The organism is Azospirillum sp. B510 (genome assembly GCF_000010725.1).
Classification (GTDB): domain Bacteria; phylum Pseudomonadota; class Alphaproteobacteria; order Azospirillales; family Azospirillaceae; genus Azospirillum; species Azospirillum lipoferum_B.
Window position 1 is genome coordinate 877,400 of sequence record NC_013854.1, and the last position, 24,146, is coordinate 901,545.

Here is a 24,146-nt window from a genome sequence, read left to right on the forward strand (position 1 = left end):
GCGATGGCCGACGTGATTTTTTATGAAAAGCCCGGCTGCGGCGGCAACGCCCGGCAGAAGGCGTTGCTGGAGCGGGCCGGTCACCGGCTGGAGGTCCGCGACCTGCTGGCCGAACCCTGGACGCCGGAGACGCTGCGTCCCTTTTTCGGTGACCGTCCGGTGGCGGACTGGTTCAACCGCGCCGCCCCGGCGGTGAAGAGCGGGGAGGTGGTGCCGGAGGCGATGGACGAGGCGGCGGCATTGGCGGCGCTGGTCGAACGGCCGCTGCTGATCCGCCGCCCGCTGATGCGGGTCGGCGAGCGCCGCGACTGCGGCTTCGAGACCGATCGGGTGGATGCCTGGATCGGGCTGGGGATCGGGCTGGGGGACGCCGTTCCGACGGACGGAAAGATGGAGGGCTGTCTTCGGCCGGACATGCCGCCCTGTCCGAAGCCGTGATGGGCAAGCCCCGATCGCCGCGCCGCTTCCACTGGAAGCCGTCGGGGCAAACCGCCGCCGCCGTTAACCTGACTTCGCCGCCTCCGCCGGAAGCCGTGTCCGTGCGTGACCTTCCGCCGCACCTGTCGTAGGTTGTCGTCCCCCCGAGGCGACGACCAGCGGCAGACGAGGACAACCATGTGCGAACTCCTGGGCATGAGCGCCAACGTGCCCACGGACATCTGTTTCAGCTTCGCCGGCCTGATGCGCCGGGGCGGGCAGACCGGTCCGCACCGCGACGGCTGGGGCATCGCCTTCTATGAGGGGAAGGGCTGCCGCACCTTCCATGACCCGGCCCCCAGCAGCGAATCGGAGATCGCCCGGCTGGTCAGCCAATATTCGATCAAGTCCCGCACGGTGATCTCGCACATCCGCCGCGCCAACCGCGGCCGGGTCTCGCTGGAGAACACCCACCCCTTCACCCGCGAGCTGTGGGGCCGGGTGTGGACCTTCGCCCACAATGGCCAGTTGAAGGGCATCAAGGACCGTATCCTCACCTTCTACGAGCCGGTCGGCAGCACCGACAGCGAACACGCCTTCTGCTGGCTGCTCGACCAGATCCGCATGCAGTATCCCGAGCCGCCGAAGAGCACCGGGGGGCTGATGCGGCTGATCCGCCATCTCGCCGCCGATCTGGGAACGCTCGGCGTCTTCAACATGCTGCTCAGCGACGGGCGCCATCTGTGGTGCCATTGCGCCACCAACCTCGCCTGGCTGACCCGCAAGGCCCCCTTCGGCGCCGCCACCCTGCTCGATGCCGACATGAGCGTCGATTTCTCCAAGGAGACGACGCCCAACGACGTCGTCACCGTCATCGCCACCCGTCCGCTGACCAGGAACGAGGCCTGGACGGTGATGCGGCCGGGGGAAATGGCGGTCTTTCGCGGCGGGGCGCTGGTGACCCGCTGAACCGTTCGCGGTGATTGTTGCTTGGGCAGAGACGATCTTTCGCGCACAATCCGGCTTAACCGACGGAAAACAAACGGGCATCTTGCACGTGATACAACGGCCGGCTCCCCTACGGCCGCAACAAGCAAGAGGCTCCTTCCGTCATGACCAAGATCCTGCATGTCGATTCCAGCCCGCTCGGCACCGCCTCGGTCACCCGCCAGCTGACCGCCTCCATCGTCGAGGCTCTGGTGAAGGCCGATCCGGCGGCCACCGTCGTCACCCGTGACGTCGCCGCCAACCCGCCGGCCCATCTGGATGCGGAGCTGCTGCCGGTCCTCAAGCTCGGCGTTCAGGATGGTCTGAGCGATCGTCAGCGCGAGGAGCTGGCCCTGACCAACGTCCTGCTCGACGAGTTCCTGGCCGCCGATGTCGTGGTCGTCGGCGCGCCGATGTACAACTTCTCGGTCCCGACCCAGCTGAAGGCCTGGATCGACCGCCTCGCCCAGGCCGGCCGCACCTTCCGCTACACCGAGAATGGTCCCGAGGGTCTGGCCGGCGGCAAGCGCGTGATCGTCGCCTCGGGCCGTGGCGGCGTCTATTCGACCAACCCGGCGCTGGCCGGTCTGGACCACCAGGAAGCCTATCTGCGCTCGGTGTTCGGCTTCTTCGGCATCACCGACGTCAGCTTCGTCCGTGCCGAGGGCGTCAGCATGGGCCCGGAGGCCAGGGACAAGGCGCTGGCCGGCGCCGCCAAGGTGATCGAAGAGCTGGTCGCCGCCTGAGTTTGAAGCCGGGGGGCGGGGTTCGGCCCTGCCCCCCGGGCTCTTTTACCCTACTGGAACGCCACCTCGGCCAGACTGCGCAATTTGCGGGAGTGCAGCGTTTCCATCCCGTGCCCGCGCAGCAGTTCCATCGCCAGCACGCCGATCTTCAGATGCTGGTCGACCCGCTCGCGGTAGAAGCGGTCGGCCATACCCGGCAGCTTCAGCTGCCCATGCATCGGCTTGTCCGACACACACAGCAACGTCCCGTACGGCACACGGAAGCGGAAGCCGTTGGCGGCGATCGTCGCGCTTTCCATGTCCAGCGCGATAGCGCGGCTCTGGCTGAAGCGCATCAGCGGCTCGCGGTGGTCGCGCAATTCCCAGTTGCGGTTGTCGATGGTGGCGACCGTGCCGGTGCGCATGATGCCCTTCAGGTCGAAACCTGACAGGCCGGTCACCCGCTCCACCGCCGTCTCCAGCGCCCGCTGCACCTCGGCCAGCGCCGGCACCGGCACCCACAGCGGCAGGTCGGCGTCGAGCACATGGTCCTCGCGGACATAGCCATGCGCCAGCACGTAATCGCCCAACCGCTGGGTGTGGCGCAGTCCGGCGCAATGGCCCAGCATCAGCCAGGCATGCGGGCGCAGCACCGCGATGTGGTCGGTGATGGTCTTGGCGTTCGACGGCCCGACGCCGATGTTGACCAGCGTGATGCCATTGCCGTCCGGCCGCTTCAGGTGATAGGCCGGCATCTGCGGCATGCGGGTCAGCCTGCCGTTGGCGATGTTCTCCCGACCGCCCAGATTCAGGTTGGGGGTGATGATGTCGCCCGGTTCGACGAAGCTGTCATACTGCGTGCGATAGGCGGCCAGCTCGGCATCGCCGGTCGGCTCCATGATCTCGCGCGACAGCCGGATGAACTCGTCGACATAGAACTGGTAGTTGGTGAACAGGACGAAGTTTTGGAAATGCTCCGGTGCCGTCGCCGTGTAGTGGCGCAACCGGTGCAGCGAGAAATCGACGCGCGGCGCGGTGAACAGCGCCAGCGGCTTTTCCGCGTCCGGCCCGGTGTCGCAGGTGCCGTTGACGATGGTGTCGTCCATCCGCGCCAGATCGGGCAGGTCGAACAGGTCGGGCAGCCGGGTCAGCCGGTCCGGCGGCAGGTCGCCTTCGACATACATGCCCTGGGGGAAGGCGAAATGGATCGGGATCGGCTCCTCGCTGACGCCGACCTCCAGCGGGACATCGTGGTTGCGCAGCAGAAGGGTGAATTGTTCCAGCAGATAGCGCTCGAACAGGTCGGGCCGCGTCACCGTGGTTGAATGGACGCCGACCCCCTCGACGAAGCCGTAGGACAGCCGGGTATCGACCGCCGCGCCGGACACCGCCGTCAGGCGGACATAGGGGTAATGCGCCCGGTTACGCCCGCCTTCCTCGTCGCCCTGGGTGTAGGCGGCGAAGCGGTGGCGCAGGAAAGCGGTGTTGCGGTCATAGATGTCGCGCACACAGGCCAGTGCGGCTTTGGCATCGGTGAAACGCCCGGCCGACCCGGGCTGGAGCGGGGCTTTATCAGTCATGCCGTCAAAGATGGAGTACGAACGACCGGCTGGGAAGGCCGAAATTCGGCCAACCCGGTCGGCACCCAGGGCTCCGAATCCGTGTTAACGGATATTAACGTCGAGGATAGCGTTGAGGTAATCGGTGTCCCAGCCTGCCAGCTTCCTGCGGAGCTTGATGCTGGTGGGTCTGGGAGTGGCGGCCGGCTTTTTGGTGGCGCGCCGTAATCCGGAGCGCGGCCGGGCGGGTTCGGCGGCCTTGCGGACGAGGTTGATGGCGAAGTGGCGGACGACGGCCATGTTCAGGGGGCCGTGGCCTTTGCGCAAGCTTGTCGATATCGGCGGCGTGATCGAGCGTCTCCGGCGGTGCGCTGGTGAAGAAACTCTCGATCTCGTCGCGCAGGGTGGGCTGGTTGGCTTTGACCGCCAGCAGATAGTCGGCCCCGGCGTCGCGAACGGCCTGGGCGATGGTGGCGTTGCAGGCGATGGCGTCGATGGTGACGATCGCGCCCTTGAGCCCGCCCTCGGTCGCCAAGCGCTCCAGCAGAACCGGAATGGCCGCCAGTTCGCTGGCTTTGTCCTCGACGGCCTCCTGGCCGAGGACCAGGCGGCTGGTGGTGGCGAAGGCCGAGACCAAGTGCAAAGGGGCCTGTCCGAGGACGCGGTCATGGCTGCGTCGCGAGGTCTTGCCGTCGATGGCGACCAGTTCCGGCCGGTCGGGCCACGCCTCGCGCACCCAGGACAGGAAGCAGTCCTGGAACAGGCCGGACGGGATCCGGTTCATGAACACGGTCAGCCAGCGTCCGCTCGGCACCCCATGGTGATAGGGCTGGAAGCGCCGCAGAAAGTCGAGCCGCGCTTCACCCCAGGCGGCGATCGCCTCGTAATCCTCGCAATCCGCGATCGTCCCGCACACCGCCAGAAGCAGGATCTCCGGTAACGGATAGGCGACCCGCCAGGGAGCACGCGGGTCGTCGATCCGCGAAAAATGTTCCAGCAGCGCCTTCAGCCGCGATTTCTCACCAAAGCCGGCTTCGATCGAACTCATGGGGGGACCTTCCAAGACGAGAGCCTCCACCGAATCAGAAACTTCCCAATTCGTAAACCGCTGTTAACCCGACTTCGGAGCCCTGGGAACGGCTCGACGCCATTGACAGGCGTGTGGCCTGCCTCTATCACCAGAGGCATTGTCGGCGGTTTTCCCAGGCGCAAGCCGGGAGATTAAAAGGGAACGACGGAAGCGACAGGCGTCCAAGCCTGATGCAAGCCGTGGCTGTCCCCGCAACTGTGAGCGGCGAGTCGGCGCCAGAAAGCCACTGACCGGAAATCCTTGGGATCCCGGTCGGGAAGGCGGTGCCGGATGACGACCCGCGAGCCAGGAGACCTGCCTCCGACAGCGTCACTCTGCCTTCGATCGGGGTGTGTCGAAGGTGCGGAAACCCGTCGTGGTGACGCGTCCATTGGCGTTGCCGCGGCCGGATTCCGGGATGATTCGTCCTCCCTGAAGCATGTCGCAGGTGAATGGTTCTCCAGACGCGAGGCCTCGCGTCGTGGCGTCCGTTCGGCAACGCCCGTTCAACGGTTCCGGTCTCCGGAGCCGGCATGGATGTGTGGCCCCGGACGGGTGGCTTTGCGGCCGCACCGCTTGTCCGAGCGCGCCTCCATGCCTGCAGCAGGACGTGGCAGAGCATGCAGACAAGCCGTTCCATCACAAATCTTGGCAGGAATTTTTGCGTCCGGGTCGCTTTGGCCGGGCTCGGGGTCGCGGCCGGAGCATCGGCCGCTTCAGCGGACGACCTTCAGCTAACCCCCTTGGAGATCACGGCACCGAAGGGCATGGCGGTGCCGCAGGAGCAGGCGACCATCGCCTCCAGCGTGATCGGCGGCGAGGAGATCGAGCGTCAACAGATCCGCCGTCTCGACGATGCCTTGCTGCTGGTTCCCGGCGTCAGCCTGTCGGGCCGGCAGGCGCCGGGCGGCGCCCAGACCGTGCGCCTGCGCGGGTTGGGACCGCGCAACACCCGCGTCTTCATCGACGGCGTCGAGATGAGCGACACCAGCCAGTCGCAGTCGCAATATCCGGCCGGCGAGATGGACACCGCCGACATCGAGCGCATCGAGGTCCTGCGCGGGCCGCAGCCCGGCCGCTTCGGGCCGGATGCCGGCGGCGGCGTGGTCAACATCGTCACCCGCCGCCCGGCCGGTCTGTTCGGCGGACAGGTCGGCGCCGAATATGGCAGCTTCGACACCAAGCGGGCGAACGCATCGGTATCCGGGGCGCAGGACAGGGTGGAGTACCGCGCCTCCCTGTCCGGCACCCATTCCGGCGGCTATTCGGATTTCAGCCGCTGGCGTGGCGGGCAGGACAAGGACCCGTTCCGGCAATGGGCCGCCGCCGGCCGGATCGGCGTCCAGGCGACCGAGGAGCTGCGGTTCGACGCGACGGCGCGCTATCAGCGCAAGACGCTGACCTACGATCCCGCCACCCGCGACAATGACTGGTCGCGCGACGAGACCGAGCGGTTCCTGCGCCTGGGCGGGTCGCTCGACAGTCTGGGCGGCAGGCTGGTCCACAGCTTCGGCATCGCCAACACCACCAACACCCGGCAGTATTGGGGCGAGGGAACCCGGGGCGACACCTATGACGGCCACAAGACGCGGCTCGACTATGCGGCGACCGCCAAACTGTCCGACCGGGTGACGCTGGGCTACGGTGGCGATGCGACCCGCGAGAGCATGGAGCAGCACACGCCGGGCTTCGCGCCGCTCGCGCCGGACATGCGGTCGCACAACTGGCGCGGCGGCGGCTTCGCCACCGTCGGCGTGACTCCGGTGGCGCCGCTCGACCTGTCGGCGACGATCCGCGGCGACCGCCACAGCGACTATGGCGGGACGGGAACCTGGCGGCTCGGTGCCGCCTACCGGATCGAGCAGAGCGGGACGACGCTGCGCTCCAGCTACGGCACGGCATGGCAACCACCCTCGCTCTACGAACGGTTCGATCCCTGCTATGGGCGGGCCGACCTGCGGCCGGAACGCAGCCGCGGCTGGGACGCCGGTGTCGAGCAATCGCTGCTGGGCGGGCGACTGACCGCCGGAGCGACCTACTTCCAGGCCGCCACCCGTGACCAGATCAACTGGCTGTACGGTCCGGCGGCCAGCCCGGCCTGTTCGGGCGGCGGCTATGTCAACGTCGACCGCACCAAGGCGCAGGGCGTGGAGCTGGAACTGGCCGCCCGCCCGACCGTGACCATCGACCTGCGCGCCGCCTATTCCTGGCAGAGCGTGGTCAACGCCAACACCGGGCAGCGGCTGCGCAATCTGCCGCTTCACCAGGGCAGCGCGTCGGTCGGCTGGCGCTTCCTGCCGGCGGCCTACGCCAATCTCGGCCTGCGCTATCGCGACATGATCGAGAATTACGGCACCGGCAGCGCCTTTCTCACCGCCGATCTTCGGCTGTCCTACGAGCTGACCGATGCGGTGACGCTGCATGGCCGCGTCGAGAACCTGTTCAACCGCCGGTACGAGGAGGTCTACGGCCACGCTGCGGCGGGCCGCTCGGCTTACGCAGGCCTGTCCGCGCGCTTCTGACCCCGCCCCACCCAAGAGTTCGTTCCATGAGCACCGCGTCTTCCGTGGCCTCGCACGTCGTCGAGGAACCCGGCATGGGTCGGGTCGAGATCTTCCCCCTGCCCACCGATCAGGATCTGCTGCTGGCCCTGCTGAAGGATGCCTTCGAGGTCTGGTGGCGGGACATCGTGTTCGGCACGCTGGTCCAGGGGGCCGTCTTCGAAATCCGCGCACCCAACGCGCCGCGCAAGGTGTCGCTGTTCGACGGCTACCTGACCGTCGATTTCGGGGCATGGCATTTCCATGTCTGCATCGGCTCCCACCGGGGCACGCCGCGCAACCCGGTCGATCCGGAGCTCGCCCGCATCCGCCGGACCGCGCGGGCCGAGATGTACCGCGTCCTGGGAAGCGACGGCGCACCGCGGAGCTGGGGCCTGCGGCTGTTCAACGGCAAGGGAGACCAGCAGATGACGCTGTTCTTTCCCAACCCCTTCCTCGGCGAGAACGACCGCATCCTGAAGGAGCCGGACTGGAGCCGCCTGTCGATGTGGGACCGGTTCCGTGAACGCTATCTCGGGCTGATGCCCGATCCGCTCGACCGCAGCGGGAGGGGGTTCCGGTGCGCCGGCTGACCCTTCGCCTGACAGCGGCCTGTCTTCTGAGCGCGGCCATCCCGGTGGGGATGGCCGTTGCCGCCGGTCTGCGGGCGGCGTCGGCCACGGTGTGCGGCGACCAGTATCTTCTGGCGCTTGCCGATCCCGGCCAGATCGCCGCCCTGTCGCCGCAGGCCGCCGATCCCTGGCTATCGCTGCTGGCCGGCGAGGCGGTCCACCACCCGCAAGTCCGGCCGAGCGCCGAGGCCTACCTGTCGCTCGGCGTCGGGGTGGTCCTCGCCAATGGCTGGAGCGACCACAAGACCCTGGATTTGCTGGAACGCTTCGGCGTGAAGGTGGTGCGCATCCCGCTGGTCGAACGGTTCGAGGACATCGAGACGGTGACGGCCACGGTCGCCGAGGCCTTGGGGCATCCCGAACGCGGTGCGGCTCTGAACGACGCGGTCCGCCGGCGGCTGGCCGCGCTGCGGGCGGAGAATGCCGGTGCCGGCCGCCCCGCGCTCTACCTGCGCCCCGGCGGTGGCAGCGCCGCCGCCGGAACCTTCGTCGACGCGGTGATGACGGCGGCCGGCCTCACCAACCAGGCGACCGCCGAAGGACGGTCGGGCTGGACCGGCTACGACCTGGAACGCTTCGTTCTCAACCCGCCCGAACTGCTGGTGACCAGCTTCTTCGAGAGTCCCGACCGGTCGCTGCGGCGCGCCTTCGGAGAGCATCCCGCCTTTGTCCGCCGAGCCTCGATCACCCCAGCGGTTGCGGTGCCCGGCAAGACATGGGTGTGCAGCGGCTGGTTCCTCGTCGAGGCGGCCGAGTCCCTGGCCGGCGGACTGCGGCGGCTCCCACCGTCCTCTTCAACCAACCGGGGGCCTTGATCGATGCGCACTCTGCCTCTGCTGTCCGGACTGGCCGCCGCCCTGCTGGCGGTATCCGCGGCCGGTCTCGCGATCGGCTACGCGCCGCTTCCGCTGAGCGGCGTGATCGCCGGCGTCTTCGGTTACGGCGATCCTTTGACGGCCGCCGTCGTCCGGGAAATCCGCCTGCCGCGTCTGCTCCTCGGGATCGAGGTCGGGGCGGCGCTGGGCATCGCCGGCGCGGCGCTCCAGGGATTGTTGCGCAACCCGCTGGCCGAGCCGGGACTGATCGGCGTTTCGGCGAGCGCCGGCCTGGGCGCGGTCGTCGCCTTCTATTTCGGCTTCGCGGCGCTGTCGCCCTATGCGCTCCCCGCCATGGCGATGGCTGGCGCCCTGGTGGCAACCGGCATCGTGCTGGCGGTCGCCGCCCGTAGCGGCGATGGCGGTGGCAGCCTGACCCTGATCCTGGCGGGGATCGCACTGTCCAGCCTCGCCATCGCGCTTACCTCCCTGGCGATGAACCTCGCGCCCAACCCCTATGCCGTCACCGAGATGCTGCTGTGGCTGATGGGATCGCTGAAGGACCGGACGCCGGCCGACGCGCTGACCGCCTTTCCCTTCATCCTGGCCGGCGGCGGCCTGCTGCTCGCCACCGGCCGCGGGCTGGATGCCCTGACCCTGGGCGAGGATGCGGCCCGCAGCCTGGGGATCGATCTTGCCCGGCTGCGGCTGGCCGTTGTCGGCGGCAGCGCCGCGGCGGTCGGGGCGTCGGTGGCGGTCTCGGGATCGATCGGCTTCGTCGGGCTGGTGGTGCCGCATCTGCTGCGCCCCCTGGTCGGGCATGAGCCCGGCCGCCTGCTGCTGCCGAGCGCGCTTGGTGGTGCGGTGCTGGTGACGCTGGCCGATCTGGCGTCCCGCCTGATCCCCACCGCGCAGGAGGTGATGCTGGGCGTCCTCACCGCGCTGGTCGGCGCCCCCTTCTTCCTTGTCCTCATCCTGCGCGTCCGCCGGGAGGCATGGTGACGATGCTGTCCGCTTCCGCAATCACCCTGCATCTGGGCGGGCAGCCCATCCTGGACGGCGCCGGCTTCACCGCCCGGCGCGGCGCCGTCACCGGCCTGATCGGGCCGAACGGGGTCGGCAAGTCCACCCTTCTCCGGGCGGTCGCCGGCCTGCTGCCCCATGGCGGCGACGTCCGCTTCGACGGCCAGCCGCTGCCAGCCGACGGCAGGGCGCGGGCACGCCTGCTCGGCTATCTGCCGCAAGGCCACCATGTCCATTGGCCGCTGACGGTCCGCCGCACGGTGGCGCTCGGACGGCTGCCGCATCTCGGCCCGCTCGGGCGGCAGGGACGGGGGGATGACGACATGGTCGAGCGGGTCATGGCGGCCACCGGTGTCGCCGGGCTTGCGGCGCGCGCGGTGCCCACCCTGTCGGGCGGCGAGCGGGCGCGCGTGATGCTGGCGAGGGTCCTGGCGGCGGATGCCCCGGTCCTGCTCGCCGACGAACCGACGGCGGCCCTCGATCCCGGCCACCAGCTCCGCATCATGGCGCTGCTGCGGGCCGAAGCGGCCGAGCGGCACCGTGCCGTCGTCGTCGTGCTCCACGACCTGTCGCTGGCCGCGCGCTGTTGCGACGACCTCGTGTTGCTGATGCCGGACAGGCGCGTGATCACAGGAGACGCCGCGACGGTTCTGACGCCTTCCCTGCTGCGCGAGGCCTATGGCGTCTCCTTCGCCGTGACACAGGCCGCCGGCACCCCGGTGGTGCTTCCCCAATGCCCAGCCATGATCCAATCCGGAGACTGACCAGCCATGACCATCGATGTGATCGTCTGCGAAACCTGCCGTCAGCCCGGCACCGGAGCGGCTGCGGACTCGGGAGCCGGGTGGACCGGAGCGATGTTCGCGGCCCTGCTCGAAGGGGTTCTCGCATCCGCCGGGGCTGACGATGTCCGTGTCGGCACCATGCGCTGCTTGATGAGCTGCCGCCGACCCTGCGCCGTCCATATCCGCTCGCCGGGGCGCATGGGATATGTCCTCGGTGACTTGGCCCCCGAACGGTCGGCCGTCGAGGCGCTCGTCGGCTATCTGCTGGCCTATCGTGCGACCGACAGCGGTGTCGTCGCGTACCGGGACTGGCCGGATGGCGTCAAAGGCCGCTTCGTCGCACGGATTCCCGCCCCTGACATGCAACCTTTGGGAAAATGACGCTTATCCCAGGTGCGGCTCTTCGGCTATTGTGCCGCACTCGCAACGGACGGATCCACGGACCGGCATGAGCTCGACCCAGGACAGACTGCGACCCGCGCGACGGGCCGGCCTTGCGGCCGGTGCGATCGCGCTGCTGTTGCAGATCGTCGCCTGGGCCTGGATGCCGGCCATGATCGCATCCGCCAACGCGGCGGAGAGCGGCGGGGTCGTCATCTGCACCGCGGATGGTTTCAAGACCGTGGCGCTGGACGATCACGGTGCCGCGGGCGATCCGGCCCGGTTCGGATTGACCAAGTCCACATCGAACGGGCCCGACACAGGCAAGCGCGATCCGACGATTTCCAGCGGCTCCTGCCCACTCTGTCCATTGGTCGGCGGGCTGGCGATGCCGCCGCCGGATCTGCGGATGGCGCGGGCGTCGGTCGGGCGCCACAGTCCGGAATCGTTGCCCGGCGACGCGATTGCCGCCGGTTGGTTCCTGTCCACCCTCCAGGCCCGCGCGCCACCGGTCTAAGGCCGGAATTACCGGATCGCCGCGCGAGACCGTCGCGCCGCGTTCCGCCCTTGCCGACCTTGGAATGCTCTCCGGACGGCAGTTCCAGCGCCGTCGAGCTGTGCGCGACTGCCCTGGAACTGCCGGGCTACGCCCTGGTCAATCCGTGGACTGGGTAGGGTTGGGGCAGCATCCGGGTCGATGGCGGCGTCGAGACCCTGTTCGACCGGTGTTGCTCCCTGCCTCCTGCCAGCGGCGATGATGCCGATTTCCGGGCCACGAGAAGCCGGGGCACGGTCGGCGCACTGCCGGGGGCAGGGCGGGCCGTCATCGCCGGCATGACGGTCAAGTTCCCAGACCGGGCGTCTGTCGCACCGCACCTTATTCTTCCGAAGGTCCGCTCCATGCACGAGCAACGGCCGATCGCCACCCAACCTCTTGCCGTGGAGGCAGCGCCTGGTCTGGCCTCCCGGACAGAGGCGGCGCGCTGGTCCTTGCCGCTTTCGTTCGCCTTGCACGCCGGGATGATCGGGCTCGTGACCGGTTTCCATGCACCGCCGGATCCCCCGCCGGCGGTGGTGTCGGTGGAGCTTTCCTTTGTCGCGGCTGCGGCGGAACCGGCATCACCAGCGGAGCCGGTCGCGGAATCGACAGTGGGAGCGGACACCGGCGCACACTCCGAACCGGCTCCGGAACCGGCGGTGGCGCCGGCACAGCCATCGGACACCCGGAACACCGAGCCGGAGATGCCGCCCGATGTCGCGAGACCGCCGGTCGCCGAGCCGCAGGCCGAGAAGTCGCCGGCTGAGGAGCCGCCAATTGACGAATCGCCTGTCGCGGAGGTGTCTATGCCGGTCCTGGCGGAGCCGGCGAACGTGGAAACGCGACCGCCCGTTCAACCACCCGTTCCCGCGCGCCGGCCACCGCATAGCCCCCTGCGCCGCGATCCATCTCCCACTAGGCCGACGCCGGCTGCGGTCCCCCCGGCGGGCAGGGCCGGAGCAACGGAGGAACAGACGGCACCGACTCCCGCAGTGCCGGCGGTCCAGACGACCGCACCGGCGGCGCCATCCCCGGACGCGCCCCTGAAATCCGACAGGCAGGCCGCCGATTATTTCGGCGCGATCCAGGCAAGGCTGGCCCGTCACAAGGTCTATCCACCGGCCGCGCGCCAGAGGCGTCAGGAGGGCGTCGTGCTGGTCCGTTTCACCATCGTCGCCGACGGCACCATCACGGGCTGGGCGGTCGTCGAGGGCTCCGGACACGCCATCCTCGACCAGGCTGCGGAGGAGATGATCCGGCGGGCGTCCCCGCTTCCCCCCATCCCTGCGGAGATGGGCCGCACCCGCATCGACATCACGCTTCCCGTTCGTTTCGCGCTGCAATGACGAGCCTGTTCCATCCTGGCCCGGTTCCCTCGGCGGCCGGGCGCTCTCTATTCGGAGATGCCATGACATACCTGCACACGCTGGTCGCCGGCCCGCTTGAACGGGGAGCGGCGGCTGTTGCCGGTCTGCCTCCAGTGGCGTGGCGGTTCACCCGCGCGGTCCTGTTCGTTCTGGCGATCGCCCTGTCCGCAGCGGCGGGCGGGGAGGCCGCCGCCCATGCCTTTCTGACGGATACCGAACCGGCGGACAGCAGCCGTCTGGAGTCCGCGCCGTCCGAGATCCGGTTGACCTTCAACGAACCGGTCACGCCGATCCTTGTGCAACTGCTCGATGCGGCAGGCCGCCCAGTCGCCGGGGAAAAGCCGGTGGCGGGGCCGGACGGCAGCGTCCGGCTTGCGCTGCCGACTCCCCTACCAACCGGCCTCTACACCGTCAGCTACCGCGTGACCTCGGCGGACGGACATCCGGCGGCCGGCACGCTGCGGTTCGGTGTCGGGGTCACACCGCCGGCTGAGGAAGTTGCCGACAGGGTGGAGGCAGGACCAGCGGGGGCGGAGGCGCCGGCCCTTGCCGCAGTCGCGGTGCGGGCGCTGCATTTTGGCGCTTTGCTCGCCGCGACCGGCGGCGGCCTGTTCCTGGTGCTCGTCTCGGGACGCTGGTCGCCGTTGAACCGGCGGCTGCGGCCGGGTCTGGGATTGATCCTGTTGACGGCGGGACTGTCGGCTGTCCTGCTCGTCGTTCTGAACGGCATCGTTCTGAACGGTTCGGCGCCCGGCACGCCGCTGTCTCCGGCCGCCTGGGCGCAGGGATGGACGACGGGGTGGGCAAGTTCGGCAGGCGTCAGCGCGGCAGTGGCGCTGCTGGCCTTGCTTGCCGTCGCGGTCGGGCTGGCCCTGGAGGCGGATCACGGTGCCGGTCCAATCCTGCTTCTGTCCGCCGCGGCGATCGGTGCCGTGTCGCTGGCGCTTACCGGTCATGCCGCGACGGCGCCGCCGCGGTGGCTGAGCGCTCCGCTGGTGGCGCTGCACGGGCTGATGGCGGCATTCTGGATCGGCGCCCTCTGGCCGCTGGCCGTCGCCTTGCGGACCGAACCGGCCGGTGAGGCGGCGCAGCTGATCCGGCGGTTCTCGCGGCTGGCGCTCGTGGCCGTGGCGCTCCTCGTCGCTGCCGGCGCGCTGTTGAGCCTCCTGCAAATCGAACGGCCGGCGGCGGTGCTGGCGACCGGCTATGGTTGGCTCTGGCTGGCAAAGATGGCGGCCGTCGGCGTCCTGCTTGCGCTTGCCGCCTGCAACCGGTTCTGGCTGACGCCGGCTCTCGGCATCGCGGGTGGCAGGGGAGCGGTGGCGTTGCGGCGGACGATTTGGGCCGAAGTGGCCGTCGTCATCGCCGTGCTTGTCGTCACCGCGGCCTTCGCGTTGACGCCGCCTCCGCGCGCAGTCTCTGTTCCGGCGGAAAGTCCGGTGGCCGGGACCATGGCGGAGATCGAGCCGGTTCGCGATGCCGGATATGTCACATCGATCTCCCGCGGTGACCTCGTCGCCCTGATCGAAGTGACACCGGCCCATCCCGGCCCCAACCGGGTGACCGTCCACCTGTCCCGTCCCGACGGGCGCCCGGTCGATCCGGCCGATGCCGACCTGGAATGGAGCCTGCCGGCTGCGGGCCTGGCGCCGGTCCGCCGCTCTCTGACGGCTTCGGCGGCCGGCGTGTTCGGTGCCGATGATGTCGACCTGCCGATGGCCGGGCGCTGGTCGCTGCTGCTGGAGGTCCGGGGTGGGGAGACCGGACCCGCGACATTCCGGACGGACGTGCCCGTCGTACCCGAAGACCAATCGAAGGAGGTCAAGCCATGACGCCGAACAAGATCGGACGCGGGTTCTTTTGGAGTCTTGGCGCCCTGGCCATCGCTGCGCTGGCTGGCCTGGTCGGCTGGCAGATCCAGCGCGTCGGCAGCGGTCACGGCGTTGCGGCGGACGCCCTGACCAAGCTCGGCGGCCCCTGGTCGCTGACCGATCAGACCGGCCAGCCGCGCACCGATCGCAGTTTTCCCAGCAAGCTGCAGGTGATGTTCTTCGGCTACCGCTATTGCCCGGACATCTGCCCGACCGAGCTCCAGGCCATCGCCGAGACGCTCGACCTGCTGGGCGCCGATGCGTCGCAGGTCCAGCCGCTGTTCATCAGCATCGATCCGCAGCGCGACACGCCCGCCGCGCTTGCCGAATACACCGCCCTGTTTGATTCCCGCATCCTCGGCCTGACCGGAACCCCCGATCAGGTCGCGGCGATGGCGACGGCGTTCCGCGTCTATTATGCGCGGATCGAAGCCAAGGACGGCGGGGCGGACGATTATCTGATGGATCACTCGGCCTTCGTCTACCTGACGGACCGCACCGGCGCCGTTGCCGGTGTCGTGCCGCCGGGCACCAAGCCGGCGGACCTCGCCGGCATCATCCGTACCCGACTGAAATCCTGACCCCTCTTGAAAGGACATGACGATCATGCGTATTGCGACACTCGCGGCCCTGTTGATGTTCGCCGCCGGCACCGCGTTGGCCCATGGCTACAAGGCCGGTTCCATCGAGATTGAACATCCCTGGGCCCGCGCCACGGCGCCGTCCGCCCAGAACGGGGCCGCCTATCTGGTGCTGAACGGAACGGGCAAGGAGAGCGACCGGCTGCTGTCGGCCGCCACCCCGGTCGCGGAGAAGGCGGAACTGCATACGCACCTGATGGACAATGGCGTCATGAAGATGCGCCCGGTCGATGCCATCGAGGTGGCGCCGGGTTCCCCGACGGCGCTTCAGCCCGGCGGTCTGCATATCATGCTGTTCGGTCTGAAGCAGCCCCTGGTCAAGGGGAAGGCCTTTCCGCTGACCCTGACCTTCGAGAAGGCCGGTCCCGTCACCGTTCAGGTCGATGTTCAAGGCGCCGGGGCCGCGGCACCGTCGCACGAGGGCATGGGGGATTCTCACAAGACGCACTGAGGCTGGGCGGGGGCGCCGGCCGGCTGTCGACCGGCGCTCTCATTCGCAGCCTGCCGCCCGGTTCATGGATGCCATCGGTTCGGAGGAAACCATCGGCTTGTTCCATGTATCGGTTCCACAACGGCTGATAGGTCTCGCCATGCCCATAAGGGACATGGTATTATCCCACAAGTATCCCTGGTGATTTCGGCAGGCCCCGCGACGTGAAGCCGGATATGGCGACGACCCCCGACGGAATGCGGCGATTTGCACGGCACGGCCTGTTGGCCGCTGCCGTTGCCCTGATCGTGCAGATGGTCGCCTGGGCGTGGATGCCGGCCTGGACTGTGTCTGGCGGCGGGACCTCCGCCCAGTTCACGGCCATTTGTACGCCGGACGGGGTGAAGGTCGTGGCCTTGGACGATGACGGTCTGGTCGTCGAGCTTCAGCCGTCTGTGTTGCCGACGGAAAAAGCGCCCGCAAGCAAGGCCGAAGGCCAGTGTCCGCTGTGTCCGTTGATCGGCGGATTGGGATTGGCCCCAACCCAGGCGACCGTCATGCCGTCGGACGTCGAGCGTCATGGCCCGACACTGCTTCCAGGCAACCAGATCGCCACCGGCTGGTTCCTCGCCACCCTCCAGGCCAGGGCTCCCCCGTCCTTGGGATGATGCGCCTTCGCGGCCGCTTGCTTGATCGCCAGAACGATCCGGCCGCGCCTGCCTGACAGCGAACGCACAGCGTCCATCGTCGAACCGTCCGGAACCTCCCGGCCGCTCAAACGTCTTTTGTGCGAGCGGTTCCCTGGGGCGTGACCGGCCGGCGATACAGACGGCGCGAAGCCTGAGCGCGGGGCGCAATCCTGCCACCACTGCGACGTGACGCCGCGAGGGTCCACCGCCCGTGGACCGGCGAGCCATGCCGCTTTTCCGATAAACGGCCGGTGTCCACGGCCAGTTCTCAAGGATCGCAATTCGTGACGACCCTTTCCGTGCGCCTGCGCGCGTCCTGCCTCATCGTGCCCGGCCTGATCGCCATCGCCTGTCCCGCCGCCTCCCAGCAGCAGAGCAACCCGGCACAGGGGAGCGCCTTTCAGTTGGACGCCGTCACCGTCACGGCGACGCGCAGCGAGAACAACAGTTTCGACGTGCCGGCATCGGTGTCCATCCTCACCCGCGAGCAGCTGGATGATGCCCAGGCCGCGAACCTCTCGGTGCTGCGCAAGCTTCCCGGAGTCGATCTCGGCGGAGGCGCCCGCCCGGCCGGCCAGATTCCGACGATCCGCGGCTTGCAGGGGCCGCGCGTCATCCTGTCCGTCGATGGCGCCCGGCGCGATTACGCCGACAACATCCGCACGCCGCTGCTGATCGACCCGGACATGGTGCAGCAGATCGACATCGTGCGCGGCTCAGAATCGGCGCTCTACGGCAGCGGCGGCATCGGCGGCGTCATGGCGCTGCGCACTCTGGAGGCCGATGACATCCTCGCTCCCGGCCGGACCGTCGGCGGCCGGGCGAAGATCGGCTTCCGCAGCGCCGACCACAGCGTTTCGACCAACCTGACCGGTGCCGCGCGCAGCGGCGGTGTGGATATCCTGGGCAGCGCCACCCTGCGCGACGCCGGACGCATCCAGACCGGTGATGGGAACGGCCTGACCAACGACCAGCAGCTGAAAAGCGGGCTGTTCAAGGTCGGGGCGACGCTGAACGAGGGCAACCGGGTCCAGCTTTCCTACCAGAAATTCGCCGACAATCTGGTCACACCCAGCAATCCCGGCGGCAGCGACGCCTTCGGCCTGTTGCAGAGGCTGAAGCGGCGGCAGGACCAGTTCACCGGCAGCTACGCCTTCCACGACGACGGCCGGAAGTGGATCGACGGCAGCGCCACCGCCTATTACACCAAGCTGCGCTTCGCGACGACGCCCTACACCGCCGGGGTGACGGCCACCGATATCGAGATGGCGACCGCCGGCGTCGCGTTGCAGAACAGCACCCGCATCGAGATGGCGCCGTGGCTGCGCCATCGGATCACCTACGGCGTCGACGCCCACCGTGACCGTGCCCGCAACCGCGACGGCGGTGTCGCCAACGCGGTCCAGCCGGATGGCGAGCAGATCTCGCAGGGCCTGTTCCTTCAGGACGAGGTGACCATCGCCGAGGATTGGACGCTGATCGGCGCCGTCCGGCATGACCGCTACCGGCTGGAGCCAGTGGGACAGGCATCGTCCGACAATCAGCGCCTGTCGCCCAAAATCGCTCTGAAATGGCAGGTCCGGCCCTTTCTCGGCCTGTTCGTCGGCTATTCGGAGGCGTTCCGGGCGCCGACGCTGGGTGAGACCTATCAGAACCTCGGCACCACCCGCGCCCTCTTCAACTTCCGCCCCAATCCGGGCCTCAAGCCCGAGACCAGCCGGACCAAGGAGGCTGGTTTCACGCTGGCCTTCGACGATGTGCTGACCGGTGGCGACGCGATGCGGCTGAAGACCACTGTCTTCACCGAGACGGTGGATGACATGATCACCTCGGCCACCATCGGCCGCTACACCCGCGCGGCACCCTTCTCCGGCACCGGGCTGATCTTCCAGAACCAGAACGTCGCCAAGGCGGATCGCCACGGCGGCGAGGTGGTGGCCAGCTACACCGCCGGCGGTCTCGACGTCGGCATCGGCTATTCGCATCTGCGGGCCAAGGACGCCTCGACCGGTGCCGGGCTGTTCGCCCCGCCCGACAAGGTCACGCTGGGCACCCGCTACCGCTTCGAGTCCGGTTGGTCCGTCTGGTGGACCGGCCAGTTCGTCGACGAGCAGCACCGTGACGCGACGGCGTTGCGTCGGCGTGACGGCTATGGGCTGCACGACATCGGCGTGACCTACGACCGCGACTGGTACCGGGTCGATCTCGGCGTCACCAACCTGTTCGACAAGGCCTACGCCACCTACCAGCAGTCGCAGACGACGACCTACACCTACGAGGAAGGCCGCAGCGTCAACCTGACGCTGAGCGCGCGGTTCTGACCCGGTCACCATCCCGCCCCTTCTTCCCAAACGAGGAGTTCCCCCGATGACCGTCCAGCGCGCCGCTTTCGCCGGCCTTGCGATCCTCGGCCTTGCGGCCTGCTCCACCACCGTGCCGGTACCGGACATCATGCCGGTCACGGTGACCTTCGCCCTGACGGCCAACGGCAAGCCGGCACGCTGCGGCGAGCCGCTCGGACCGCTCGGGGCGGGCGGCACCCCGGCGATGCTGCACGACGCGCGCTTCTATGTGCAGGATGTCGCCCTGATCGATGCGGCGGGGCGGGCGGTTCCGCTGACGCTGGCGCAGAATGACTGGCAGACGGCGTCGGTCGCCCTGCTCGACTTCGAGGACGGGTCGGGCGGATGTGTCGGCGGCACGCGGGCGACCAACGCCACGGTGACGGGGAGCGTGCCGGCCGGCCGCTATGCCGGGCTGTCCTTCACCGTCGGCGTGCCGCCGGCCCTGAACCACACCAGCACCGAAAAGGCGGCCCCGCCGCTGGACATCGCCGCCATGGGATGGAGCTGGCAGGCGGGTCGGAAATTCATGAAGGTGGAGGTCGATCCGAACGGCGGGGTCGCCAAGTCCGGCGGAGCGAAGGCCAGGACCTGGTACGTCCATCTCGGCTCCACCGGCTGCACCGGCAACCCGGCGGACGGGGAAAGCGTGTCCTGCACCAACGCCAACCGGCTGCCGGTGACCGTCGCCGCCTTCGATCCGGTGAGCCAAGCCGTTGCGCTCGACCTGTCGGCGCTGTTCGACGGCAGCGCGCTGGGCCGGGACCGCGGCGGGGCGGTCGGCTGCATGAGCGGCCCGACCGACCCGGAATGCGGCCCGGTGTTCCGGCAGCTCGGCCTGTCGCTGGAGAGTGGGCGGCCGGTGACGCCCGGATCCTCACCGGCCTTCGCTGCGGTCACCAAGCCGGTTTCCAAGCCATGACCGGCCGGTTCCGGCGCATCCTGGCCGCAGGAGTCGCCGTCCTCGCGCCCGTCCTCGGGTTGGCGACGGCGATGCCGGTCCTGGCGGCGGACTGGACATGGTCGCTGCCGGGCCATGTGCCGGAGCCGCGCGTGCCCGCCGACAACCCGATGTCGGCGGTGAAGGTCGAGCTGGGCCGGCGGCTGTTCTACGATACCCGCCTGTCCGGCAACGGGACCATCGCCTGCGCCTCCTGCCACATCCAGGCGAAGGCCTTCACCGACGGACGGGCGCTGTCGCCGGGATCGACCGGCGGGCTGACCCACCGGAACGCCCAGCCGCTGGCGAACAGCGCCTGGAATGCCACCTACACCTGGGCGAACCCGGCGCTGGTGTCGCTGGAGCGGCAGATGGAGGTCCCGCTGTTCGGCGACGACCCCGTCGAGATGGGGGTGACCGACGCCAACCGGGCGGCGATCCTGGAGCGGCTGCGCGCCGATCCCGTTTATCCGCCGCTGTTCCGCCAGTCCTTTCCCGACGAGGCGGAGCCGCTGACCATGGCGACGGTCATCAAGGCGATCGCAGCCTTCCAGCGCGGCATCGTATCGGTGGACAGCCGCTATGACCGCTATCTCCAGGGCAAGGCCAGCCTGAGCGAGGCGGAGACGCGGGGCATGGCCCTGTTCTTCGGCGAGCGGGCCGAGTGCCACCATTGCCATGGCAGCTTCAATTTCAACGATCAGGTCGTCCACGCCCGGAGCCGGGAGGTGGAGACGCCGTTCCACAACACCGGCCTCTACAATCTGGACGGCGCCGGGGCCTATCCCTTCCCCAACCGCGGCCTGTTCGAGTTCACCGCCAAGCCGGAGGACATGGGCGCCTTCCGTGCGCCCAGCCTGCGCAACGTGGCGGTGACCGGCCCCTACATGCATGACGGTGGCATCGCCACGCTGGCGGCGGTGATCGACGCCTATTCCGATGGCGGCCGGGCGGTGCGTTCGGGGCCGTTGAAGGGCGACGGCCGCCTCAACCCGCACAAGAGCGGCCTGATCTCCCGCATCGGGCTGACGCCGCAGGAAAAGCGCGACCTGCTGGCCTTCCTGGGAGCGCTGACGGACGAGACCCTGCTGACCGACCCGCGCTGGTCGGATCCCTGGAAGAAATGACGATGAGGAAAGCGGTGCGCCCCGATCATGCGGGCGTGTGGTGGATAGAAAAGATCCATTTTCATGAATCATGAATTGACTCTATCAGTGAATCTAAAATAAAAATGAAACAGGCAAGAACGATGAAGAGAATATTGCCCAGGAAATTGGGCGTATATTCTGATTTATTGTCTTTGTCTTTTTCAAATACAACAGGAGGACAACGATATGACCATCAAGATCGCCAAGAAGCAGACCCTGTCTGTGGCCGGCCGCGCGGGCGCCTGCTGCGGGTCCTGCTGCGCCCCGGTCGGCGTGAACTGATCGGGAGGGCCGCCGCCCGCCGCACCGCGTGGTGGCGGCCCGTTCCGCCGAAGGCGAGGCCGTGCCCATGAAGATCGGTTTCAATTTCACGCTGGGAGAGACGCTGCCCCTGGTCCGGAGCCTGCTGGCATCGGGCCGCATCGACTATGTCGAACTGCTCATCGACAATTTCCTCGCCGTCCCGGAGGAGGAGTTGGCCGCCGGTTTCGACGTCCCGGTCGGCTTTCACATCATGTTCTCCAAATTCATCGAGGCCGACGAGGCGGCGCTGGACAGCCTCGCATCGCGCCTGCGCAGCCTGATCGACCGCATGAACCCGCTCTATGTGTCGGATCATGTGGCGCGTTTCACTCATGACGGGCGCCAACTCTACCACCTCGCCGAGATCGACTATGCCGCCGATTACGGGCGCGTGCGCGAGCGTGTGGACTGGTGGCAGCAGCGGCTGGGACGGCGGCTGTTCCTGGAAAACTACCCCTCCATCCTGGACGGCGGCCACGACGCGCCGGCCTTTTTCGAGCGGCTGTGCCGGGATACCGGCTGCGGGGTGTTGTTCGACGCCTCCAACGCGGTTTGCGCCCATCTCAATTGCGGCGTGCCGCTGGAGGCCTGGGATGGCGTCATCGACGCGAGCCGCCATTTCCACACCGCCGGCTACAACCTGTCGATCCTCCAGCCGCATCTGGTCCTGGACACCCATGACCGTGCCTTGTCCGAAGCGACCATGGCCTTTCTGGAGAGCCGGCGTGGCCTGTTCGACAAGCCCGGCGCCACCATGACCTACGAGCGCGACGACAATTTCGATGAGGCGGACATCGCGGCGGACCTCGACCGTCTGCGCGCTCTCTTCGTTCGCGACCCCGTCGCTCCCGCCTTGGAAAGGGCCGTGCCGTGACCATGACCGCGATGACGCCGGGCTGGGCGAAACGGCTGGTCGACGCCGACCTGCTGGGGGCGTTGACCGTGCCGGCCCGCCAGGGCGACTATCCGCGCGCCTCCCGCGCCTTCGTGCGCATCGACACCAGTCTGCGCATCTACTGGCATACGCTGTTCGACATCTGTCCGGGCCTGCTGGACCTGTCCGGCCCGGACGGGCTGTCCATCTTCCGCCCCTTCATGGCCTGGGCCGCGGATGAACGGCTGTCGCTGAATTGGACCTATTATCTGTGGGTGGACGTCTGGCTGCGCCGCTCGCCCTTCGCCGGCCGGGTGACGCCCGAACTGCGGCTGTCGCTGATCGGCGCGTCGGCCGCCCGATGGGCCACCGGCGACCGGTTGGAGGCCGGCGGCATCGTGCTGTCCGGTCTGGACGCCGCCGATCTGGTCTGTGGCTGGAAGGCGCGGAGCATCGATGCCGGCCGCCAGGTCGAGCGGATCGGACTGGAAGACCCTCTGCCGACGGCGCCGGAGCCTTTCGGCTTCTTCACCGTCCCAGGCGGGGAGTTGGATGGCGGCTTTCCCGGCTGGACGCCGATTCCACGGTGACGCGCACAACCGCGCTCCGAACGGCGCTCGGCCGAATGTCCCTCTGCCGGGCGGTGGTGGCGGAAGCGGCCTTCTGGCGCGGGTACCTGGCGTTGCTTTTCACCTTCCTCCTGGCCCAGACGGCACCGCAGATCGATCTCGCGCTGCTCGCCCGGTCTCCGGACGGCGCCGTCGCCGCCTATGTGGTGGTGGTGCGGCTGGCGCTGCTGGAGACGGTCGCCACCATGGCGCTCGGCTCCGTCGCCTCGGTCGCGGCGAGCCGCGCGGCGGCGTCCGGATCTGCGTCCGGAGCTGCGTCCAGAGCTGCGGCGTCGGAGGTGAGTGGGGCGCTGTGGCTGGCGGCGCTGGCCGGCGGCCTGTTCGCCCTGGCCGGCGCGCTCGCCTACCCGTTCGCGCTCCCGTGGGTGGCGGGCGGGGATGCCGGGGTCGGCGCCATGGCGGCGGCTGCCTTGCCTTGGTTCATCGCCACCACCCCCATCCGCATGGTCGGCGGGACGGCGGCCTTCCTGCTCCATGCCGTCGGGCGGGGCGGGCTGGCGATCCGCTGGAAGTCGATGGAGCTGGCCGCCCGCGCCGGCGTAGGATTCCTGATCGTCGACCGGATGGTTCCCGGCGCCGCCGGCTGCTTCGTCGCCGCCCTGCTGGTGACGGCGCCGTCGGCGGTCTGGGCGGTTGCCGCGTTGCGCGTCCATGCCAGTGATGGCGGCAGGCCTGACCGTGCCTGGCTGTCCGTCAGGCTCAGGGCCGCGGCGTGGGAGTCGCAGCGGCTGCTGTCCTTCCATCTGCTCGGCCTGGCCACGCTGGCGCTGTTCGCCGCCCCGCTCGGTGGCGGTGGACGGGAGCGGCTGGAGGCCTACGCCGCCGCGTCGGTGCTGGTGCTGGCGTTGTTCGCGCCTTTGGTCGCGCAACTGCGCTTCCTGGCGATGCGGCTGGCCGGCTGCTCTGCGGCCGACGTGGCCGTGATGGTCCGCGCCCGGTTGGCCTGGGGGATGGCGGTCGGGAGCGCGGCCGGCCTGACGCTGGCCGTGGCCGGCGATGGGCTTGGGCGGTGGGTTTACCACCAGGAGGGGCGCTGGTGGTCGGCCCTTGTGTGCGCGCTCGCTCTATCGGTGCCCTGGCGGGTCGTCGGCAACATGTTGCGGGCCGCCTTGCAGGCCACCGGCGGCTTCGCCGGGGTGGCGCGGGCCGACGGCCTGTTCGGCTGGCTGTTCGGCTTGCCGCTGACCGCGTTGGGGTTGTGGTGGGATTGCCCCGCCCTTGCCGCCGGCGCTCTGCTGTTGCCGGAGGTCGCCGCGGTGGTCTGGCTGTGGAGCCGTCTGGCCCGCGCCGCGCGGACCGGGGCAGGCGACTCCACAACCATGCAGGCTCAGTCCACCGTGTCGGTGGCGGGCAGGTGATGTTCGTGCCAGACGGCGTTCAGGATGCCGCAGGCGAAGGCGAAGCCGACGCCGAGGACCCAGGCGAAATACCACATGGCCGG

Annotated in this window: 25 protein-coding genes and 1 riboswitch; of the genes, 22 read left to right on the forward strand and 3 right to left on the reverse strand. The window is 68.9% G+C overall.

Features of this window, described 5'->3' with window-relative positions:
- Window positions 1-3: 3 nt before the first annotated feature.
- From AZL_RS04060 to AZL_RS04070, 3 genes are all read left to right on the forward strand, one after another.
- Window positions 4-438: an ArsC/Spx/MgsR family protein gene (locus AZL_RS04060; RefSeq protein WP_012973399.1), complete on the forward strand. Its 435-nt coding sequence runs from the start codon at window positions 4-6 to the stop codon at window positions 436-438.
- A gap of 177 nt (window positions 439-615) precedes the next feature.
- On the forward strand, window positions 616-1,386 hold the full coding sequence (locus tag AZL_RS04065; RefSeq protein ID WP_012973400.1) for a class II glutamine amidotransferase: 771 nt from the start codon (window positions 616-618) through the stop codon (window positions 1,384-1,386).
- A gap of 143 nt (window positions 1,387-1,529) precedes the next feature.
- Window positions 1,530-2,150: an FMN-dependent NADH-azoreductase gene (locus AZL_RS04070; protein ID WP_012973401.1), complete on the forward strand. Its 621-nt coding sequence runs from the start codon at window positions 1,530-1,532 to the stop codon at window positions 2,148-2,150.
- A gap of 50 nt (window positions 2,151-2,200) precedes the next feature.
- Here AZL_RS04070 and AZL_RS04075 read toward each other — a convergent pair whose 3' ends face one another.
- Both AZL_RS04075 and AZL_RS04080 read right to left on the reverse strand, forming a co-directional pair.
- A complete protein-coding gene (locus AZL_RS04075; RefSeq protein WP_012973402.1) occupies window positions 2,201-3,709 on the reverse strand; it encodes an AMP nucleosidase in 1,509 nt (502 codons plus the stop codon).
- 94 nt (window positions 3,710-3,803) lie between these two features.
- A complete protein-coding gene (locus AZL_RS04080) occupies window positions 3,804-4,736 on the reverse strand; it encodes an ISAs1 family transposase (RefSeq protein WP_247894267.1) in 933 nt (310 codons plus the stop codon).
- Window positions 4,737-4,865: 129 nt separating this feature from the next.
- Window positions 4,866-5,095: riboswitch (cobalamin riboswitch) on the forward strand.
- A 405-nt stretch (window positions 5,096-5,500) separates the two neighbouring features.
- Here AZL_RS04080 and AZL_RS04085 point away from each other — a divergent pair.
- The 19 genes from AZL_RS04085 to mbnM all read left to right on the forward strand — a co-directional run bounded on the left by AZL_RS04085 (window position 5,501) and on the right by mbnM (window position 24,063).
- Complete coding sequence (locus AZL_RS04085; protein WP_247894268.1) at window positions 5,501-7,279, forward strand: TonB-dependent receptor plug domain-containing protein; 1,779 nt, start codon at window positions 5,501-5,503, stop codon at window positions 7,277-7,279.
- Window positions 7,280-7,305: 26 nt separating this feature from the next.
- Window positions 7,306-7,890, forward strand: a complete 585-nt coding sequence (locus tag AZL_RS04090) for a DUF7676 family protein (protein WP_012973405.1) — start codon at window positions 7,306-7,308, stop codon at window positions 7,888-7,890.
- Entirely contained in the window at window positions 7,878-8,744 is an 867-nt protein-coding gene (locus tag AZL_RS04095; protein ID WP_012973406.1) for an ABC transporter substrate-binding protein, read from the forward strand. Before AZL_RS04090 ends, AZL_RS04095 begins: the two co-directional genes overlap by 13 nt.
- 3 nt (window positions 8,745-8,747) lie before the next feature.
- Entirely contained in the window at window positions 8,748-9,746 is a 999-nt protein-coding gene (locus AZL_RS04100) for a FecCD family ABC transporter permease (RefSeq protein WP_012973407.1), read from the forward strand.
- A 2-nt stretch (window positions 9,747-9,748) separates the two neighbouring features.
- Entirely contained in the window at window positions 9,749-10,531 is a 783-nt protein-coding gene (locus tag AZL_RS04105; protein ID WP_247894269.1) for an ABC transporter ATP-binding protein, read from the forward strand.
- Between the two features lie 6 nt (window positions 10,532-10,537).
- Window positions 10,538-10,933, forward strand: coding sequence for a DUF1636 domain-containing protein (locus tag AZL_RS04110; protein ID WP_012973409.1), 396 nt, complete (start codon window positions 10,538-10,540; stop codon window positions 10,931-10,933).
- A 67-nt stretch (window positions 10,934-11,000) separates the two neighbouring features.
- Window positions 11,001-11,450 carry a DUF2946 family protein gene (locus AZL_RS04115; protein WP_052293617.1) on the forward strand — a complete coding sequence of 150 codons (450 nt, stop codon included), beginning with the start codon at window positions 11,001-11,003 and terminating at the stop codon, window positions 11,448-11,450.
- 1,013 nt (window positions 11,451-12,463) lie between these two features.
- Window positions 12,464-12,817: an energy transducer TonB gene (locus tag AZL_RS36215; RefSeq protein WP_052293618.1), complete on the forward strand. Its 354-nt coding sequence runs from the start codon at window positions 12,464-12,466 to the stop codon at window positions 12,815-12,817.
- 62 nt (window positions 12,818-12,879) lie between these two features.
- Window positions 12,880-14,670, forward strand: a complete 1,791-nt coding sequence (locus tag AZL_RS04125; RefSeq protein ID WP_158305959.1) for a copper resistance protein CopC — start codon at window positions 12,880-12,882, stop codon at window positions 14,668-14,670.
- Complete coding sequence (locus AZL_RS04130) at window positions 14,667-15,290, forward strand: SCO family protein (RefSeq protein ID WP_012973412.1); 624 nt, start codon at window positions 14,667-14,669, stop codon at window positions 15,288-15,290. Before AZL_RS04125 ends, AZL_RS04130 begins: the two co-directional genes overlap by 4 nt.
- A gap of 16 nt (window positions 15,291-15,306) precedes the next feature.
- On the forward strand, window positions 15,307-15,801 hold the full coding sequence (locus AZL_RS04135; RefSeq protein WP_012973413.1) for a copper chaperone PCu(A)C: 495 nt from the start codon (window positions 15,307-15,309) through the stop codon (window positions 15,799-15,801).
- 215 nt (window positions 15,802-16,016) lie between these two features.
- A complete protein-coding gene (locus AZL_RS04140; protein ID WP_052293619.1) occupies window positions 16,017-16,448 on the forward strand; it encodes a DUF2946 family protein in 432 nt (143 codons plus the stop codon).
- Window positions 16,449-16,753: 305 nt separating this feature from the next.
- Window positions 16,754-18,790, forward strand: a complete 2,037-nt coding sequence (locus tag AZL_RS04145) for a TonB-dependent hemoglobin/transferrin/lactoferrin family receptor (RefSeq protein WP_247894270.1) — start codon at window positions 16,754-16,756, stop codon at window positions 18,788-18,790.
- Between the two features lie 46 nt (window positions 18,791-18,836).
- Window positions 18,837-19,733, forward strand: a complete 897-nt coding sequence (locus AZL_RS04150; RefSeq protein WP_012973416.1) for an MbnP family copper-binding protein — start codon at window positions 18,837-18,839, stop codon at window positions 19,731-19,733.
- Complete coding sequence (locus tag AZL_RS04155) at window positions 19,730-20,878, forward strand: methanobactin export MATE transporter MbnM (protein WP_012973417.1); 1,149 nt, start codon at window positions 19,730-19,732, stop codon at window positions 20,876-20,878. The genes AZL_RS04150 and AZL_RS04155 overlap by 4 nt, the downstream gene beginning before the upstream one ends.
- Before the next feature lie 207 nt (window positions 20,879-21,085).
- A complete protein-coding gene (gene mbnA, locus AZL_RS33980; RefSeq protein ID WP_083916249.1) occupies window positions 21,086-21,181 on the forward strand; it encodes a methanobactin in 96 nt (31 codons plus the stop codon).
- 67 nt (window positions 21,182-21,248) lie between these two features.
- Window positions 21,249-22,076: a methanobactin biosynthesis protein MbnB gene (gene mbnB / locus AZL_RS04160; protein WP_042443476.1), complete on the forward strand. Its 828-nt coding sequence runs from the start codon at window positions 21,249-21,251 to the stop codon at window positions 22,074-22,076.
- Between the two features lie 2 nt (window positions 22,077-22,078).
- Window positions 22,079-22,666 carry a methanobactin biosynthesis protein MbnC gene (gene mbnC / locus AZL_RS04165; protein WP_247894321.1) on the forward strand — a complete coding sequence of 196 codons (588 nt, stop codon included), beginning with the start codon at window positions 22,079-22,081 and terminating at the stop codon, window positions 22,664-22,666.
- Window positions 22,663-24,063: a multi antimicrobial extrusion protein MatE gene (gene mbnM / locus AZL_RS04170; RefSeq protein WP_148219188.1), complete on the forward strand. Its 1,401-nt coding sequence runs from the start codon at window positions 22,663-22,665 to the stop codon at window positions 24,061-24,063. The genes mbnC and mbnM overlap by 4 nt, the downstream gene beginning before the upstream one ends.
- Here the strand turns inward: mbnM and cydX are convergent.
- On the reverse strand, window positions 24,033-24,140 hold the full coding sequence (cydX, locus tag AZL_RS33815; RefSeq protein WP_063828218.1) for a cytochrome bd-I oxidase subunit CydX: 108 nt from the start codon (window positions 24,138-24,140) through the stop codon (window positions 24,033-24,035). The two genes, mbnM and cydX, sit on opposite strands and share 31 nt — an antisense overlap.
- Window positions 24,141-24,146 lie beyond the last annotated feature (6 nt).

Excerpts from the sequence above, each read along its gene's own strand:
- AZL_RS04060 (WP_012973399.1), top strand. The coding sequence starts at position 4 with ATGGCCGACGTGATTTTTTATGAAAAGCCCGGCTGCGGCGGCAACGCC.
- AZL_RS04065 (WP_012973400.1), top strand. The coding sequence starts at position 616 with ATGTGCGAACTCCTGGGCATGAGCGCCAACGTGCCCACGGACATCTGT.
- AZL_RS04070 (WP_012973401.1), top strand. The coding sequence starts at position 1,530 with ATGACCAAGATCCTGCATGTCGATTCCAGCCCGCTCGGCACCGCCTCG.
- AZL_RS04075 (WP_012973402.1), bottom strand. The coding sequence starts at position 3,709 with ATGACTGATAAAGCCCCGCTCCAGCCCGGGTCGGCCGGGCGTTTCACC.
- AZL_RS04080 (WP_247894267.1), bottom strand. The coding sequence starts at position 4,736 with ATGAGTTCGATCGAAGCCGGCTTTGGTGAGAAATCGCGGCTGAAGGCG.
- AZL_RS04090 (WP_012973405.1), top strand. The coding sequence starts at position 7,306 with ATGAGCACCGCGTCTTCCGTGGCCTCGCACGTCGTCGAGGAACCCGGC.
- AZL_RS04100 (WP_012973407.1), top strand. The coding sequence starts at position 8,748 with ATGCGCACTCTGCCTCTGCTGTCCGGACTGGCCGCCGCCCTGCTGGCG.
- AZL_RS04105 (WP_247894269.1), top strand. The coding sequence starts at position 9,749 with ATGCTGTCCGCTTCCGCAATCACCCTGCATCTGGGCGGGCAGCCCATC.
- AZL_RS04110 (WP_012973409.1), top strand. The coding sequence starts at position 10,538 with ATGACCATCGATGTGATCGTCTGCGAAACCTGCCGTCAGCCCGGCACC.
- AZL_RS04115 (WP_052293617.1), top strand. The coding sequence starts at position 11,001 with ATGAGCTCGACCCAGGACAGACTGCGACCCGCGCGACGGGCCGGCCTT.
- AZL_RS04125 (WP_158305959.1), top strand. The coding sequence starts at position 12,880 with ATGACATACCTGCACACGCTGGTCGCCGGCCCGCTTGAACGGGGAGCG.
- AZL_RS04130 (WP_012973412.1), top strand. The coding sequence starts at position 14,667 with ATGACGCCGAACAAGATCGGACGCGGGTTCTTTTGGAGTCTTGGCGCC.
- AZL_RS04135 (WP_012973413.1), top strand. The coding sequence starts at position 15,307 with ATGACGATCATGCGTATTGCGACACTCGCGGCCCTGTTGATGTTCGCC.
- AZL_RS04140 (WP_052293619.1), top strand. The coding sequence starts at position 16,017 with ATGGCGACGACCCCCGACGGAATGCGGCGATTTGCACGGCACGGCCTG.
- AZL_RS04150 (WP_012973416.1), top strand. The coding sequence starts at position 18,837 with ATGACCGTCCAGCGCGCCGCTTTCGCCGGCCTTGCGATCCTCGGCCTT.
- AZL_RS04155 (WP_012973417.1), top strand. The coding sequence starts at position 19,730 with ATGACCGGCCGGTTCCGGCGCATCCTGGCCGCAGGAGTCGCCGTCCTC.
- mbnA (WP_083916249.1), top strand. The coding sequence starts at position 21,086 with ATGACCATCAAGATCGCCAAGAAGCAGACCCTGTCTGTGGCCGGCCGC.
- mbnB (WP_042443476.1), top strand. The coding sequence starts at position 21,249 with ATGAAGATCGGTTTCAATTTCACGCTGGGAGAGACGCTGCCCCTGGTC.
- mbnC (WP_247894321.1), top strand. The coding sequence starts at position 22,079 with ATGACCGCGATGACGCCGGGCTGGGCGAAACGGCTGGTCGACGCCGAC.
- cydX (WP_063828218.1), bottom strand. The coding sequence starts at position 24,140 with ATGTGGTATTTCGCCTGGGTCCTCGGCGTCGGCTTCGCCTTCGCCTGC.